The organism is Phyllobacterium sp. A18/5-2 (genome assembly GCF_025452215.1).
Taxonomy (GTDB): Bacteria; Pseudomonadota; Alphaproteobacteria; order Rhizobiales; family Rhizobiaceae; genus Phyllobacterium; species Phyllobacterium sophorae.
The window spans coordinates 1,131,404-1,146,263 of record NZ_CP104967.1 but is presented as its reverse complement, the minus strand read 5'-3'; the positions used below and the strand labels follow the sequence as shown (position 1 = coordinate 1,146,263).

The 14,860-nt window shown below is 54.2% G+C and carries 12 protein-coding genes and 2 pseudogenes; 8 read left to right on the top strand and 6 right to left on the bottom strand.

Annotated features, from left to right (window positions below; genetic code table 11):
• Nucleotides 1-27: 27 nt before the first annotated feature.
• Nucleotides 28-333 (bottom strand): hypothetical protein, encoded by a 306-nt coding sequence (locus N8E89_RS24205; protein ID WP_262263318.1) that lies wholly within the window; start codon nucleotides 331-333, stop codon nucleotides 28-30.
• A 232-nt stretch (nucleotides 334-565) separates the two neighbouring features.
• Between N8E89_RS24205 and N8E89_RS24200 the strand changes: the two genes are divergently transcribed.
• Nucleotides 566-1,477, top strand: coding sequence for a glycosyltransferase family 8 protein (locus N8E89_RS24200; RefSeq protein WP_262262368.1), 912 nt, complete (start codon nucleotides 566-568; stop codon nucleotides 1,475-1,477).
• A 326-nt stretch (nucleotides 1,478-1,803) separates the two neighbouring features.
• Nucleotides 1,804-2,310 (top strand): hypothetical protein, encoded by a 507-nt coding sequence (locus tag N8E89_RS24195; protein WP_262262367.1) that lies wholly within the window; start codon nucleotides 1,804-1,806, stop codon nucleotides 2,308-2,310.
• A gap of 301 nt (nucleotides 2,311-2,611) precedes the next feature.
• On the opposite strand, the gene N8E89_RS24190 is transcribed toward N8E89_RS24195, so the two are convergent.
• A complete protein-coding gene (locus tag N8E89_RS24190) occupies nucleotides 2,612-3,619 on the bottom strand; it encodes a glycosyltransferase family 2 protein (protein ID WP_262262366.1) in 1,008 nt (335 codons plus the stop codon).
• Nucleotides 3,620-4,383: 764 nt separating this feature from the next.
• Between N8E89_RS24190 and N8E89_RS24185 the strand changes: the two are divergent.
• Nucleotides 4,384-4,670: pseudogene (locus N8E89_RS24185) on the top strand (Crp/Fnr family transcriptional regulator); the annotation flags it as partial.
• Nucleotides 4,671-4,758: 88 nt separating this feature from the next.
• A complete protein-coding gene (locus N8E89_RS24180) occupies nucleotides 4,759-5,586 on the top strand; it encodes a glycoside hydrolase family 16 protein (RefSeq protein WP_410010411.1) in 828 nt (275 codons plus the stop codon).
• A 296-nt stretch (nucleotides 5,587-5,882) separates the two neighbouring features.
• Here the strand turns inward: N8E89_RS24180 and N8E89_RS24175 are convergent, their stop codons facing one another.
• The gene (locus tag N8E89_RS24175) at nucleotides 5,883-6,086 is read right to left on the bottom strand and encodes a hypothetical protein (protein WP_262262364.1); all 204 of its coding nucleotides are present in this window, start codon (nucleotides 6,084-6,086) and stop codon (nucleotides 5,883-5,885) included.
• The gene (locus N8E89_RS24170) at nucleotides 6,079-6,873 is read right to left on the bottom strand and encodes an FkbM family methyltransferase (protein ID WP_262262363.1); all 795 of its coding nucleotides are present in this window, start codon (nucleotides 6,871-6,873) and stop codon (nucleotides 6,079-6,081) included. Before N8E89_RS24170 ends, N8E89_RS24175 begins: the two co-directional genes overlap by 8 nt.
• Before the next feature lie 628 nt (nucleotides 6,874-7,501).
• Here N8E89_RS24170 and N8E89_RS24165 point away from each other — a divergent pair.
• Both N8E89_RS24165 and N8E89_RS24160 read left to right on the top strand, forming a co-directional pair.
• The gene (locus N8E89_RS24165) at nucleotides 7,502-7,789 is read left to right on the top strand and encodes a DUF1236 domain-containing protein (protein ID WP_262262362.1); all 288 of its coding nucleotides are present in this window, start codon (nucleotides 7,502-7,504) and stop codon (nucleotides 7,787-7,789) included.
• A 329-nt stretch (nucleotides 7,790-8,118) separates the two neighbouring features.
• A complete protein-coding gene (locus tag N8E89_RS24160; RefSeq protein ID WP_262262361.1) occupies nucleotides 8,119-8,514 on the top strand; it encodes a hypothetical protein in 396 nt (131 codons plus the stop codon).
• Nucleotides 8,515-9,018: 504 nt separating this feature from the next.
• On the opposite strand, the pseudogene N8E89_RS24155 reads toward N8E89_RS24160, so the two are convergent.
• Nucleotides 9,019-11,294, bottom strand: a pseudogene (locus N8E89_RS24155) (PBP1A family penicillin-binding protein).
• Nucleotides 11,295-11,545: 251 nt separating this feature from the next.
• Nucleotides 11,546-12,175 carry a DUF4142 domain-containing protein gene (locus N8E89_RS24150; RefSeq protein WP_262262360.1) on the bottom strand — a complete coding sequence of 210 codons (630 nt, stop codon included), beginning with the start codon at nucleotides 12,173-12,175 and terminating at the stop codon, nucleotides 11,546-11,548.
• Nucleotides 12,176-13,149: 974 nt separating this feature from the next.
• Here N8E89_RS24150 and N8E89_RS24145 point away from each other — a divergent pair.
• Both N8E89_RS24145 and N8E89_RS24140 read left to right on the top strand, forming a co-directional pair.
• Complete coding sequence (locus N8E89_RS24145) at nucleotides 13,150-14,169, top strand: NAD-dependent epimerase/dehydratase family protein (protein ID WP_262262359.1); 1,020 nt, start codon at nucleotides 13,150-13,152, stop codon at nucleotides 14,167-14,169.
• 328 nt (nucleotides 14,170-14,497) lie between these two features.
• The gene (locus tag N8E89_RS24140) at nucleotides 14,498-14,755 is read left to right on the top strand and encodes a hypothetical protein (protein ID WP_262262358.1); all 258 of its coding nucleotides are present in this window, start codon (nucleotides 14,498-14,500) and stop codon (nucleotides 14,753-14,755) included.
• The last annotated feature ends 105 nt before the right edge of the window (nucleotides 14,756-14,860 follow it).

The following is a 14,860-nucleotide window of genomic DNA, read 5'->3' as shown; positions in this document are numbered from 1 at the left end:
AAATGCGTCGCAGCTTCCACGTTGACTTCAACTTTGGCGATGCTTGTTTGTCGCCGGCGCGCGGTCAGCTACCGAACCATTTTTCGGAAGCTTGCGAGCCCGACGCCAAAGTCCGAACAGGAAGACACCTACCAGATAACAGACCTCCATGAGCACCAGTATACCAATAGTAGAGAGCGCCGCTGCAACCAGGGAAGAGCCCTCGACCAAGGACAATGCGCCCCAGCCAGTTGCCACGACAAACGCGAAGATTGCGAAACCCCAAACAGGGATGGTACTTCCGGCCGCGATCGAAATCACCATAACGATGATAGTGCCGCTCACCAGTGTCATCATCCCTCCCCTTGCATTTTCGCCAACCTTCGCACTGTAGCGATGCGGGACTGCGGCCCGACGATAGTAAAGGGCCCTTCAGAGCAATCCATAATTAAACGCCGAAAAGTCCTCGTCAACCAAGACGCGATTGCACAATTGAAAAACGATGACGGCCCGTCTCGATACGACGGTATAGCAATGGGTTCAATCAAGTACGTTTCCAGCGAAAAACGATCAAACGGGTGGTGACATGAATAATCAATGTATCGTTTATGTTACAGATGTTGAGTATTCATTTCCAACTATTCTTTCGGCGCTTCAAGCTCGAAAACTCACCAGTGCAGCGACCGACGTTTGCATCCTCATGTCAGAACAGATCGATAATTTTGGAGAACTGCAAGGCCTTCTCGCCAATAGTGGTGTCGAACTGGCCGACGCGAAAGCGGCATTGCAGGACTCACTCGGCAAACTCGATGGCTCGTTTTTCCAGGGGCGGATCAGCGTTAGCACGATGGCGAAACTGGTCCTTTGCGAAGTCCTGCCTTCCCAATATACCCAAATTATATACCTCGATGGGGACACACAGATCGTCGGCGATTTGTTTGATCTCGAACACGCCGTCGCCCCAGAGGGAAAGTTTTTTGCGGCGCGTGATTTTACGTCCATCGATGGCTTCCTCCACACCGGAGTAGACAGCCACTATTTTAATGCGGGTGTCCTAAAGTTTCACCGTGACGGCTGGATTGGGCCGGAGGCATTGGAACTTTTTATGAAACATCCAGAGGCCTGTGAGGGCAAACATGATCAAGGGGCCCTGAACTGTGTCGGCGGCTCCTCGCTTATTCTAATGTCGAACCGCTGGAACTTTCCGAAGCAATTTCTTCATCTTGTGAATATGTCGTCTTTAGCCATCGTGCATTATATGGCACATCCGAAGCCGTGGCACGGGACCTTCTTTCCATGGGGCCATGCAGAAAGCCAGGTTTATGTCGACTTGCGCAAATCGCACCCGTTATACAACGTGTTGTACCGCGGAATAACGCTCGACCGCATGGTCCTATATAAGTATCGCTCGATTCGGGAGCGCTTCAAACACGCGCTCCAAAAGGACAGTTCCAACACGCGAATCCAGAACCTGCTGGTCGGCGATTACGTCGTATGACCGATCGTTGCTCCACCCGGACAGTAATGTGATTCAAGTGCTATAATCGGCGTTTCCTGCCTTCAGCCCCCTCCTCCACCCACGTGTCAAACGGGCTCAGCGGTCTTATACAAGGTGAAGGTTGGAAATACTGGAGGAACGTTTCTGACGGTGAATCCAGTAAATCGAATTGCGGATGGCAAAAAGCGGGTTCCGTTATGTGACTTGACAGGATTGCGACTGGAAACAACCATTGAATCGATCCAGAAACGCCATGGCTGCTCTTCTCCTGGATGGCTGATTCAGGTCGTTGGGGCGCTCCAGCGTTCTAGGAAATTGGGGGAGAGATGGCGCTATTTAGCTTCCGGACAAGAAATCCCGAAAGGGATCGGCAATCAGATGCCACACGTCTCCAAAGCATCAAACGGGCGATAAGGGATGCGGTTGTTGAGGCAGAGCGAGAGCGCGATGGCTTTCGCCGCCGGTATGAAGACGCTGCAGTCAATGCTGCATTTTCGTTCGAAAATATGCAGAACGAGGGCGAAACAGAAGAGGCGTCAGCCCAGGTGGATGATCTCACGCAGGCGCTCACAAGGTTTTCTCAGCGCATCGGTTTCTTAGAGAAGCAGATGGCGTTCATGCAGGAAATTGACGAGGCCATAATCAGATTTGAGAAAGCGAATGGCATTGGCCAAATCGATCCGAAATCGGATCTCGCCACAGTGAGTCGCGTCCCAACAACGGTGTATTCGAAATACATGACGGCCAGATTATTCGAAGGGAGTGAGGCGCCGCTCAATCACGCCTGCATCAGGGTGCACGAAAGCACCGAATCAATAGTTGCTGCTAGCTGATCGGCGAGAAGATAGGCTTGCCCATAGACATGCACCAACATGCTGTAGAGCGGCGCCCGCCCGAGAATTTTCATTGTTCCTAGCCTGCAAGTCGGCGCCGATATATTGGAGAATCGACCGCGGTTATTGCGCTGAACGAAGAGGAATTTCTGAGTGAAATCTGGCGAAACCACGTACTGGATCAACAGTCGTGGCGAAGGAGTAAAAATTTATTGGCGATTTGCTAGGAAGACGCCCTATTTTCAATGGGCGCTGAATCAAAGCACATCGGGCGGGCAAGATCTTTAGCCTCGATTAATCACTAGATTTCACAGTCAGAAACGTTCTTCCAGTATTTCCAACCCTCACCTTGTATAAGGCCATGATCAGATAGATCTTTCCAGTTTTTGTAAACACCCGTATCATCGTACAAGAAATTATGTGTGTCCTTGCCGGAAGAATATAAAGTGTATTCTTCTGTGTATGGGGATCGGACCTTATGAACGAAGGTGGATAGAAACTTGAAATGCAAAAGGGCGCCCGATACGCTGAGGGCCCCACGCATATCACCTAAATTCAGGGACAGCGGCCAAACCTGATGCGATGACTTGAGGAACAGGCATTCCCCCACCACGTAGACCAGGGGTATCTTGTTGAGCGCCGGACCATCCCAGATATGGCCTTGGAAGTAGACACGCCCGCGGACTCCACCCTTGATCCATATCGTCCGATTGCGTTTGTCGAAATGTGACACGTAGCCCGAACGGTCGAAGAGGTTGCAAACCGCGAGCGGGTTCTGTCCGGGCTCGCATACGTTTTCAACAATAGGGTGATGGCTATACATATCGACCATTACCGATCGCAGCGAACGACTGCCCACAGAATCCATGTAGGCGGTCAATTGACTGATCGGCTGGGTATCGCAATGCGGGTAAACCAGAAATTCATCGGCATCGACATAAAGGACCCATTTCCCTTGGCAATACCGGCCGATGACTTCGTTGATCCAGTCGTTTCCGAACCTGGCTGCCTTGTAGGACCCGCTGGCTGAAAGGAGGGACACGTCATCGAAGCGGGACAACTGTTCGGCCGTACCGTCGGTCGACCCGTTATCGATGCAAATAAAGTGTTCAAAGCCAATATCGCGATAATACTGTAGAAAGAATGCCAACCGATACCCCTCGTCCCGGATGACGCATATGACGACGTGGCGGGCGCACTTGAGCTCTGGGCGCAACAGGTCATACTTCACCTGCTTGGCCTTTAGAGACCGGCGTAGTCGAGCCTTGATGTAATGTGAAATGCTGGCGACGGAAGCACTGTAGGTCATAGTTTTTCCTGAACACTCTCTCCGACGAAGGAGCCACTTGCACCAATTTCGCGAACGCATGAAGGTCTGAGCTTTTGCCAGCCGATCAGCCGTCCGACAGGCGGGACGCAGATCGGAGCTCGATGGCCAGCAATCGCATGGTAGGAAGCGCTGATCATAGGTTTCTCAGCAGTAATGCTTGCCGATTGCCGTGGACAAGCGGGGAGAGCAGCAAAAAGCGGGTGGCCGCTATCAAAAGGTCTACCGCGCGCTTCGACGATCTGCCGATCACATAAGGTCGGCACACACGCAGATCACCGCTTTGCGCGGACTTCTCGACGCCCGACCAGGATCTCGTTAACTTCAATACCCTGTGCTTTCCACGTCATCGGTCGTCTCCCAACATTTCGGTTAGGACCCAACTAAAGTTTGGTAGTGCCCTTTAACCAGGTTGTCTGTGACCGAGGTCATAATAATTAACAAAATTTTATGCTAATAAGACGCCGCCAGAGATCAATCTTAGACTATCGCGGCGTCAGAGTTCGACCTAATTGATTAGATAGGTAAGTAGAAGAAGCCGTCAATTGGAATGTTGCTACGCATCGAAGACGCGTGGGGAAATCGATTTACGGAGACGACTCAAAAACGATATTGTTTATCATTTTTATTTAACGATTTCATTTGTCGATGTTTTTTCGGTATGCAATTATTTGCCTCTCAAACTGGAGCAATATGAATGATGCACTGCAGCATCTACTATAGCCAACCAGTTTATTTTGGGAGTAATGCGCATGGATGGAGCTATACACACAGGAGATTACACAGCCGCTAAGGTAGCGATTTCGGTTGTCGAGGAATTCCCTTTCTATCGTTCGAGCGTTCGAAGCTTCCATGGCGGTGAGGTTATCGCCTGGGGCGGTGCCTCGTTGACATGTTTGCTCGCGTCCAGCGGGCCTTGGTTAGCGCGAGTACGATGTTGCCCGACGGCAGGGAATTCATCGTGGAAATCATTCCGAAAACAGGGCTCATCGGCGAGCTCGATGCTCCGAATCACGAGCCAACGCACCTGGAAAGAACTTTCTCCTGAAAACGCGGATCGCCGGCGTACTCTTCACGCAGCAAGCGACCTTTGAAAACAATGACATTTCCGGAGAAGCAGAATGCATTGCTCCCCATTTGCTAAGAGATTCATTATGCTCATTGTCTTTGGTTTGGCAGGATTGCTGCACCAGCCCTGCTGGGCTCAAGGGCAGATCAATATTGACGGGTTCCACATGACGTTCGAGGAGAACTTCGACAAGCTGGATGTCTCGGCCTGGGGGGAGAACGGCTCGCGGTGGATTGCCCACACACCCTGGAACGGAGATTTTGGTGACGCACGTTTTACCGACCCGACCGAGGGGTTTCCCTTCACCGTCGAGGGAGGGATCTTGCGCATCGAGGCGCGTAAGGGACCCGATGGAACCTGGCGTTCGGGCCTCTTGGCGTCGACGAACGCGAAAGGGCAGGGATTCTCGCAAGAATTCGGATACTTCGAGGCACGGATGAAGTTGCCCCCCGGTAAAGGAGTCTGGCCAGCCTTTTGGCTGATCGGGGTCGACCGCTCGAAGTACACCGCAGAGATCGATGTAGTGGAATACTACGGCCGGGTGCCGTGGGAATTCAGTAGCGGCTATCATATCTGGCGCGCCAGCCAAGGTGGCGAAAATTCCACAGACGGCAAATGGACCACGGTTGAGGACGGAACCTTGAGCAACGAATACCATACCTACGGTGTGGAGATCACTCCGGAGAGGACGACCATTTACCTTGATCGCAAATCCATATGGAGTTTCCAGACGCCGAAGGAGTTTCACATGCCGTTCTATCCCTTGGTAAATCTTGCTCTCGGATCAGGCTGGCCGATCGATGAAACGCCGAACCCGTCCTTTTTGCTCGTCGACTACATTCACGTCTACCAGCAAAAGCCGGCTCGTGCCAACGACTGAACGATCAATGTCCAACGCGACCGCCAGCGGCTTCTTGCGGCCATCTTCGAGCGGGTGTGTCGCAAACACTGCGGCGCAGTCCCAAAAGATCAAGTATCGACCCTATGAATTCCTCTGTCTGGCGAAGAGGCAGGCCGTCTCAATATGAGTGCAATACGACCGCCCGGCAAAGGAGACCTCGGCGGAATTCCTCCGATGTCCAGCTATCGAATTCGAGGCTGTTACCGATTGACCGTCTTCAGAGACGACGGTCCGCCCACCCTGGGCAGTGAAGCCGCTCGACCTTGACGACGCTCCTAGGTCGGCTTGCGCACGTCGCCGGCCGCGAGACGCCAGACGGTGGGCTTCGACAGACGCGCGCATTCGGCAATCTCGTTGCGCGACATGCCGCCTGAGGTTTCCAGACGGGCGAGGATGGCGGAGACTTCGTCGGCGATGTCGACAGCAGCGCTATATCGCCGCCCAAAGGGCCTTGGTGCTCGCAAGTTCATATTATGCAATCAAGCCAATCCTGAGAACCTGTGTATCAAAAAACATCAAGTTTTCGCCCCTTATTAGGGTGTCAATTTGTCTGTCAGCAAGCGTAGAGAACAGGCCGGAAATTGTGTTCTTCCCAGGGACCATAAAATCGTGCGGCTCGATAAGAATACAGGGGAATCTCCTGACGACCGCTGCAGAACTTCGAAGAACCTCCGCCTCGGCACCTTCGATATCCAGTTTGAGGATCAAAGGGTCCGCATTTGGGATCTTGGAGACTAGGGCTTCGATCGTGAAAGAAGGTGTTTTTCCTTCGTCTTCAACTGTTCTAGCCCAAGATGCTTGGGCAGTATTACCGAGATGGACGCCGTTTTGATGAGTCCATATCGCGCCGTGGATAGGCACGACATTCTTGAAGGCCGAGCAGTTGCTTTTCATTAGGGCGAAAGTTACCGGATCAGGTTCAATAGTTATAACCTGTGCTTCGGGATATGTTGTGGCAAAGTATACCGCACTATAGCCAACGTTTCCGCCGCCATCGATTATAATAGGGGTTTTCCCGCCACCAACGGATCTTGCAATGAAATCTTTTAGCGCACGTTCATTCCGCTTTCCTACAGAGTATTCTTCGGCGCCGAAGACCTGTCCGTACACGAAAAGATCAGAGTCGCGGCAACGCAGCTGAAGTTTATGTGGACCAACTTTAGTTGCCGCGTTGATTTTCAATGCTCGCCTAAAGAAAATTCCTGCCGTTTTAACCCAACCGAGGCTACGCACCAAATTCGACGTATGATCAATAAACCCAGGCACATCGCTCCTCCCATATCCCATAATCGAAAAATGACACTGGGATTATTCTTTTGCAATAAAGGGCTGAATGAAGCGTCGGTATTTAGACGATCACTAAAACGTTGGACGAATTACATCGCCAACGCGACAAACGGCTCGTCGCACCTCGGGGGCATAGACGGTGGCGTGCGAAGAGTATCATTGCCTCGCTAACCCACTGCCCCGATATATCGGCAGAAGGACAGCGAAGGCGCCCGATGCTTTCGCAAAAAAAAGCGACTCGCCTATATCATCGGCATCATGAACATGATCCTCCATGCGCGCTGAATCACCATCAGGAACAATCGCCTTGTGGCATATTGGGATCGGAGACCCGAACTACCTCACGATCTGCGGCAATGGCCCGCTACCCACGACCTTTTCGCGAACGGCGAAGCTGAATGGCAAACGCCATGGAGGTTGCAGGTTTGGGTTTTGGGCTTCAGTCCGAGGACGCCTAGACTTTAGCCCGTCTAGAAGATCGGCCTTAAGTTTGATTGGGGCACGACAAAGGTCTGAAAATGTCCTTGCGAGTGCTCACTCGGGGAACAAACCTATTTGCCACGAATTCTGGTAGCCGAAGGGAAAGACTCTCCAAGGGAGAGTAACAATGAGACGGATTTTGCTCGCCATGGCCGTTATGCTGGCAGCCTCAGGAAGCGCCTTCGCGCAGGACGCGGTTGTGATTGAAGTACCCCAGCCGGCCCGCGATTACGTCATCGCGCACCCCATCGATCCTGTAGTTATCAAGGGTGATGTTGCGGTGGGCGCGGCTGTTTCAGAGGACGTCAAGCTGGTGCCGATTCCCGACAGTCCGGACTACGGCTATATCCATGTGGATAAGCAGCCGGTTATCGTCACGATGAAGGACCGCAAGGTGGTTTATATGTCGAAGTGATGGCCCTTTGAAAGTAGTTGGTCGGCGTGAGGACGACGACTGGTCAATCGACAATAGCATTGGAATAGGCTGACAACTTTGCTTCAGCCTCGGCTTGGCCGCTTTATCAATGGCACTGGCGCGGTCAAGCCAAACTTCTTCATGTCCAGGTCGTTACAGGCCTTTCGGTAAACGCGTGGATTATTGCGCTCCAGTCCCCTAAGCCGCTAGACTTATGGCTGTTCAGTCCAGACCAAAGTTTGATTGCGCTGCATCAGCGGTCTGGAGCTCTCGCAATAACCCCAACCGGCGGCTTGGCGCGCACCAGACTAATTTTTACAGGAGGCACGATGCTTGCCCATGTCAAGGTGGTTCCCGTTCTTTGCAGCGCGGTCCTGGCGCTGGCCCTCGGTGCAGCGCCTTTTAAAGTCACGTTCGGAAATCACTTCCTTGAGCTGCATGCACAGACGGCGTGGGGAAAAGATGCCGGCAAGGGCGGAGGCAGCGGTGGCGGCAACAATGGCAATGGTGGTGGCAATAATGGCGGTAATGCAGGAGGCAATGGCGACAGCAGCGGCAACAGTGGCAATGGCGGCGGTAAAAGCGGAGACAAGGGCGGCAAAAACAACAGTGCTGGCAACAGCGGCAATGTTCGGGGCGGGGTAGTTGATCAGTCTAACCCTGCCGAAAGCTGTCGCGATCGACGGTTCCACAATGGAGGTTCGGCACCGGAACGGAATGAGTGAACGCATCAAGGATGGACGCTACGTTATGAAGGACGCTAAAGGCCGCACAATTATCAATCGAACTGCGACAACAGCTGATCAATCAAGATTGCGATCGTTTGACCGCTAAACGGCAGCAACCTTCTCACGCAGTGGTTTCATGCCCACGCAACGCTATGTCGACCGGATGAAAGGAACGGTGAGCAGGGCTGCGGTTTATCGGCATGCTTTCCAGAGTGCAGCTTGGTCAGTCGCTCGCAGCGGTTGCCCGCAAGGGCGCATCCGGACGCCAATTCACAGCCCGGCTGTCATTGTTGACGATCGCAAGCTGTCGCGACCTTTGTATACGGTCGGAAGCTATAATATACGTGCGGTTGAAAATTCCGATCACGACGGCTTCGGAAGCCAGCTGATGCAATCGAGTGGCACCGGCAGTCTCCAAATGCCAGATTTTGCAAAACTCACTGAGCACTCGCCGAAAATATTCGACTCTCACCCGAATCGGGGGTTTCCCAAGCAAGCGAGCTATTTCTCACAAAATCTACGCGCCCCATGGTAGGGCTGGAATGTACAGTCGGCAGGGCGAAATGAGCGATAAGCACCCGCACAGGCTCGAAAATTGCAGGTCGCGGGTGCTTCCGTGCCATCGGCGGAAGAACTATCGGTCAAATCAGTTCCGCTGTCTCGCGCACTGTCGGCAGGCCCGGCAGCAGCGGCGCGCATGAAATTTCGCCAGATCCTGGCCGGCAGCTTGCCACCCGTCACCTCGTTCATCGGTGTCTCGTCGTCATTGCCTACCCACACGCCCACCACCAGCGGCTCGGTGAAGCCGACAAACCAGGCGTCACGATGGTTTTGGCTGGTGCCGGTCTTGCCTGCCGAAAGGGCTCCGAGATCAGCTTCGCGGCCCGTCCCTCGTTCGACAACGAGCCTCAGCAGAGCAACCATGTCCGGCTGGTACTGGCGAATATCTGCCGTCGGCTGCTTTGGCGGCCCGACGCGGAAGGCGCGCTGGCCGTCGGCATGGAAGGACAGGACCCCCACGGGTCGACCGGGGCGATGCCTGCTCTGATCGAAGCATAGGCGCTGGTAAGGTCGAGCAGGTTCACTTCCGAAGACCCAAGTGCCAAACTTGGTGTCTGTGCCAGCTTTGCGTAGATTCCAAGTTCGCGCGCAGCAGCAATGACCCGGTCGATCCCAATCTCCATAGCAAGCGCCACCGTCGCCGCGTTCAATGACCGTGCGAATGCCTCCGCAATGGTAACGCGTCCGCGATAGCCTCCGCCGTAGTTTTCGGGAGACCATCCGTTCAACTCAATAGGGGCGTCCTCGACCCAGTCGCCAGGCGTCAGGCCTGCCTTCAGCGCGGCATAGTAGACGAACAGCTTGAAGGCTGAGCCGGGTTGTCGCATGGCTGTCGTCGCGCGATTGAACGGACTCTTGGCGTAGTCTCCCCCGCCAACCATGGCCACCACGGCGCCTTCGGGCGTCATTGCAATCAAGGCAGCCTGCGATGCGCCCGCTGCCGCACCTTCCTGTTTGAGCGCTTCGGCCACTACCTTTTCGGCAATGACCTGCAGCCGCCGCACCATCGTGGTTCTGATTTTTATTGTGCCTCGATAGGGGCCGGCAAGCTCGCGCGCCTCCTGCATCACCCAGTCCGAAAACCAACCTCCCGACCTTGCCGCGGGTTTGGTCGGATGAAGTTCAGTAAATTCTGCAGTCGCGACCTTTGCTTGGTCGGCGGTGGACTTGCCGCGCTTGACCATCGCGTCGAGCACGAGGCTCGCCTGTCGACGAGCGCCCTCTGGATTGCTAATTGGATTGAGCTGTGATGGCGCCCGGATGATGCCTGCAAGCATGGCTGATTCACCGAGGTTGAGGTCTCGCACCTCCTTGTCGAAATAGATGCGGGACGCCGCAGGAACGCCGGTTGCGCCTGCGCCGAGATAGATATTGTTGAGATACCGCGTAAGGATTTCGTCCTTGCCTAGCTTCTTTTCCAGCCAGAATGCGATCACCGCCTCCTGGATTTTCCGCTTCCAGGTCCGGTCCTGTTCGAGGTAAAGAATCTTAATAAGTTGCTGCGTGATTGTGCTGCCGCCCTGGACGACCTCGCCGGCGCGGACGTTCCTAAACGAGGCGCGAAGAATGCCCTTCAGATCGATACCCGAATGGTCGTAGAAACGCCGATCCTCACTGGTGAGCACCGCATCGATTAGATGACGGGGAAACTCTTCTCTCGCCGCAAAGGGTCCCTGGATCGGTCCCTGTCTTACCAGCGGTTTGCCATCCACCGTTTCGAGCAATACCACCGGCTTCAGCGAGCCCTCCGCTATTTCTTCCCATGGCACGTCGCTTAATGCCCAGGAAAAGAGGATAACGACGAACACAAGACATGCGCCAGCCGTTACTGCGCTCAGCAAGCCAAGCGCCCGCCAGCGAAACTGCTTCTTTCCGACAGCTCGCTCATCGGTCGAGCGCAAACGCCAAAGCTTCACACGCGACCAAACTGCCGCCGAGCAGGCCGCCGTCTCGGCGGCTCTAATCTTCGCGGCTTGAAAATCGATGTCCCGTAGCCGAGACACAGCCCCGCTGCCGGCTGCTCGGAGCTTTTTGGCCGCCAGACGCGACGTGGTAGACAAGTCGTGCCGCAGTGCCTCGCCGAGTTCGGCAAGCGCTGTTCCCGTCCGCGCGAACGCCGCACCACCGGACGCGGCATGTCGCTTCTCGTTAGACCTTGGTTCATCGTGCCCTTCGGTCCTGGCAGTGCCGTCCGTTACGGTTGGCCTCTCTTCCATGCGAGCTCTCTTTAATCCCCTCGGTAAGTGAAAAAGTCAGAGAATAATAGATCCGGCGTTTGAAGACGATCTCAGCAGTTGGCGCCGGCACTTTGTCAATGTTGCGAGCGCCTGCGCGGCAATATGCACGGCCTGGAATTTGGCATCGGCAAAAACACAACCAGCGATAGCGTAGCGCACGGCATACGACCCAGATCACTCGCAACCACTAGTTTGTACCTTTGCATCTGGGTCAGGCGATAAGCGAGCCTTCAGTTCAGATTTCTCACGTCGGCAAGGTGTTGGGTCAGAGTAGGTAGCGCTCTTGCTGCGAACTTTTTCAGCTCTCCCTCCTCCCCGCTCGTGCAATATACCGAAAAAAGAGCTAGGCTTGTTTGATGCGCCTCCAGTTGCTGCGACAGGTACGCCTTATCGAAGTCCGACCCTTTCGCCACTGCAAGTGCATCCACTATTGCCTGATGATGGTCATCAAGCTGTGTCGGTATTGCAACTTTATCGGCTTCGCCGGCAGCTTTGATGTCTTCGCCGGACCTGGAATGATCCGCTATCATATGCTTCGCGAATTCTCTGGTCGTTGCGTCGACTGCGTATTTCAGGGCGAGTTGGCTCGACTGGACCTCGAACATATTCGCAACGGTCGCCAATTCCGCAAACTCCTGTCGGTTGGTGATTTTCGCGTCCTTTGCAAGCGCACTAGCGACGGCAATCGTCCCGGCCACAAGCAAAACGACCAAGAATTTCATCTTTACCGATAGTGATGGTTTTTCAAACCCAACAGAAACAATCCCCGTTTTCCAACCAGATCTCAATAAACCGAGCAGCCCCGGCTTGGTGATTGGCGGAGCACGATTTGAATTGGCGGCCGACACCTTGAGGGTCACTGGTTCCTCCCTGCCGAAATGGATAAAAACTGTTTCACACGAGTCACTTAAGCGGCAAACCTAAGGGAAAAACGCCAAAACGGAATGCCTAGTTCCGTACCCGGACTTCAGTCCAATCAAGGGTAAGACCTTTGGCGCACTATTGTCGGACCAAAGTCTGACAAGCCGTCTGGCTTACGGCTCACAGGCGGGGCCCTGTGCGCGCCAGTATTAAGTTGAATTCTTTCTTTGCGGATTCATGGAGGGCCGCTCGCCCAACTGGGCATCTTTTGCAATACAGTCATCCTCAAACGCTATGTCCGCCTGATCACGAGTGAACGGAGCGCTGGGCTGGGCGTTTATCGGCGTGCGCGTGTTTCTATTCCCCGCGTGAACATCACAACTGAGCTTGGTAAGACGAAAGACATCAAGTCCATTGGCGTAGCAGCGCTGTGGCTCGTTGTGCATTGGCCTGTGCAGACAGGAGAAATACAAGGCGCTCGGCAAGCATACTTGGAGGCTGGGATGAAAAGATCACTTGCACGGCCCGCCGGGACGCCCTCATCGAAGCAGCCAAAGAGGCAGGCATTTACATCACACACAAGCGGCTATAGGCCTTTTGGTTGTTACCGTTAGGCCTTTGGTCCGATGTCGTTTTCCGGGATTGGAGGTATTCTTCCGGTGCCGGCTCGTCCCGCCGGCAAGGAGAGCCCAAAAAGCCCGGTCAGCCATCATCGAGAAATCACTCCGTGCTGATCGGGCTTTGGGCCAGCACCTCGCTTCGGCCATGGTAAAAACTTTGTTGGCGGATTTAATACGAGTTCATCGCAGCGTCTGACGTCTTGAGTGCTTTTTCGCTGGGAGACTAATGGACCTTTGGTCCATATCCATCTCAAATTATTAAATGTTCTCCACAGCCAGCCCTTTGGAACAGCGTTCCTTCTTTGTCACGGCAGCATCGAGGCGCTTTGGGGGTAACAGAGAAGACAAAACACATGGCCACCTCACTTTTGCACGATACAATTCAAGACCGATTACCCGGAAATAACATCACGCGAAACCGGGAAGTCGTACTCATAACCGGGGCGTCAGGCTTTATCGGCAGCGAACTGGTTAGACAACTCGAAGCTGCTGGTTACTATATCGTCAGCGCGTCGCGAAGATCTGTAAGCAGCGGTTCGCCATCCGTATACTTGCCGGACGCGAATGCGCCCGAAAGCGCATTTGAAGCCCTCCTGGATGGCGTTGATCATGTCGTCCACCTGGCAGCTATTCATCACGCCAAACGAGCGGTATCGGACGACGAGTATTATCTTGCCAATTGTGTTTTGACGGCAAAGCTGGCCAAGGCCGCGCACAAAAAGATCAACGGAAAGTTCGTCTTCACCTCATCAATCCGGGCGCAGTGCGGCAGTGTATTCGACGGCGTTCTACGGGAAAGTGATCCGCCACAGCCGACAGAGTTTTACGGGCAGACAAAGCTCGCCGCGGAGGCAGAGATCGCCGCTAGCATGCCTCGCCGCAACTACACCATCCTACGGCCGGTTCTTGTTTACGGCCCAAACGCAACAGGTAATCTTGCGAAGCTGATGCGCCTTGCGGCGCTGCCCATCTTGCTCCCGCTGAAGTCGCTGCCGGGCAAGAGATCACTTCTCGACCGTGGCGCTCTTTGTGCGGCGATCCTTCACAGCCTCAAAAAGCCAAATACGGACGGCGAGACTTTCATCGTGGCGGACCGGCGTCCGGTAACCATCGGAGATATCGTGGCGGCCATGCGGCGTGGCATGGGCCGACACGAATTGTTGTTTGCCGTCCCCGCGGTGCTATTGGATTTCTCCGCAACGCTAACTGGTCAAGGCGAGCGCAGGAAAAGGCTAGGCCGCGACCTGGTGGCCTCGTCTGCCAAACTCGAAGCTACAGGGTGGCGGCCGGTCGATGATCCTGTGCGTCAGATAGAACACTTCTGTCGGTCATCGCGTCCTATAATCCCAGCGTCGCTTAAGGCTAGAGCTTGAGGACGCGAGCCACTTGAAATGGAATCCAGTCAAGATGAGTTTTTTAATAATTCTGTCGTTGGACCTAGTTAACGGCACACCGGCGCTTGAGACATCCTATGGGCTTCGCCATATTGCGGGAGGACACCATGGGTCGTCACCTACTCAAAAGCTTTATTATTCAAGCCAGGACTGGAACCTAATCCAACATGCGTAGCTTTTGGCATCCAAACAGCTCGGGGCCCGCCAAGTATCAATACGCTGACCGTCTTGCCCGCAGGGTAATGACGCTCTTCGATCAGGGTTTGCACGATGCACAAGCAAGCAATTGCCTCGACGGCTGTGCATCATGAAAGATGTTGCTCCGTGCCACGGCGAGGCAACCATGAGCAGTACCACTCCCAAACGCTTAGACAGCAAGCTCGCCTGTCGCAAGTGCGACACCATCTACCTTACGCTCACGCAAAATGTGACTTACCGCACGCGAATCCATTGCAGTGTCTGCGATGAATATTTGGGAACCTGGGCCGAACTTGAAACGGATTTCATCGCCCAAGGCGGCGATACCGGCGAAATGCACGATGGGCAGATCATTAGAAGGGATTAGCGCCCAGCAAGGAACCATTCCCGCGCTTCATTGCAAACGACTTGGCCAGACCGCTCTGCCTTTTTTAACCACTAGCAAATTTAATGGAGTGGAGTCCGCCACTGT

What these genes read in the sequence shown, in the direction of transcription:
- N8E89_RS24205 (WP_262263318.1), bottom strand. Translation starts at nt 333, where the DNA reads ATGACACTGGTGAGCGGCACTATCATCGTTATGGTGATTTCGATCGCG.
- N8E89_RS24200 (WP_262262368.1), top strand. Translation starts at nt 566, where the DNA reads ATGAATAATCAATGTATCGTTTATGTTACAGATGTTGAGTATTCATTT.
- N8E89_RS24195 (WP_262262367.1), top strand. Translation starts at nt 1,804, where the DNA reads ATGGCGCTATTTAGCTTCCGGACAAGAAATCCCGAAAGGGATCGGCAA.
- N8E89_RS24190 (WP_262262366.1), bottom strand. Translation starts at nt 3,619, where the DNA reads ATGACCTACAGTGCTTCCGTCGCCAGCATTTCACATTACATCAAGGCT.
- N8E89_RS24180 (WP_410010411.1), top strand. Translation starts at nt 4,759, where the DNA reads ATGCATTGCTCCCCATTTGCTAAGAGATTCATTATGCTCATTGTCTTT.
- N8E89_RS24165 (WP_262262362.1), top strand. Translation starts at nt 7,502, where the DNA reads ATGAGACGGATTTTGCTCGCCATGGCCGTTATGCTGGCAGCCTCAGGA.
- N8E89_RS24160 (WP_262262361.1), top strand. Translation starts at nt 8,119, where the DNA reads ATGCTTGCCCATGTCAAGGTGGTTCCCGTTCTTTGCAGCGCGGTCCTG.
- N8E89_RS24145 (WP_262262359.1), top strand. Translation starts at nt 13,150, where the DNA reads ATGGCCACCTCACTTTTGCACGATACAATTCAAGACCGATTACCCGGA.
- N8E89_RS24140 (WP_262262358.1), top strand. Translation starts at nt 14,498, where the DNA reads ATGAAAGATGTTGCTCCGTGCCACGGCGAGGCAACCATGAGCAGTACC.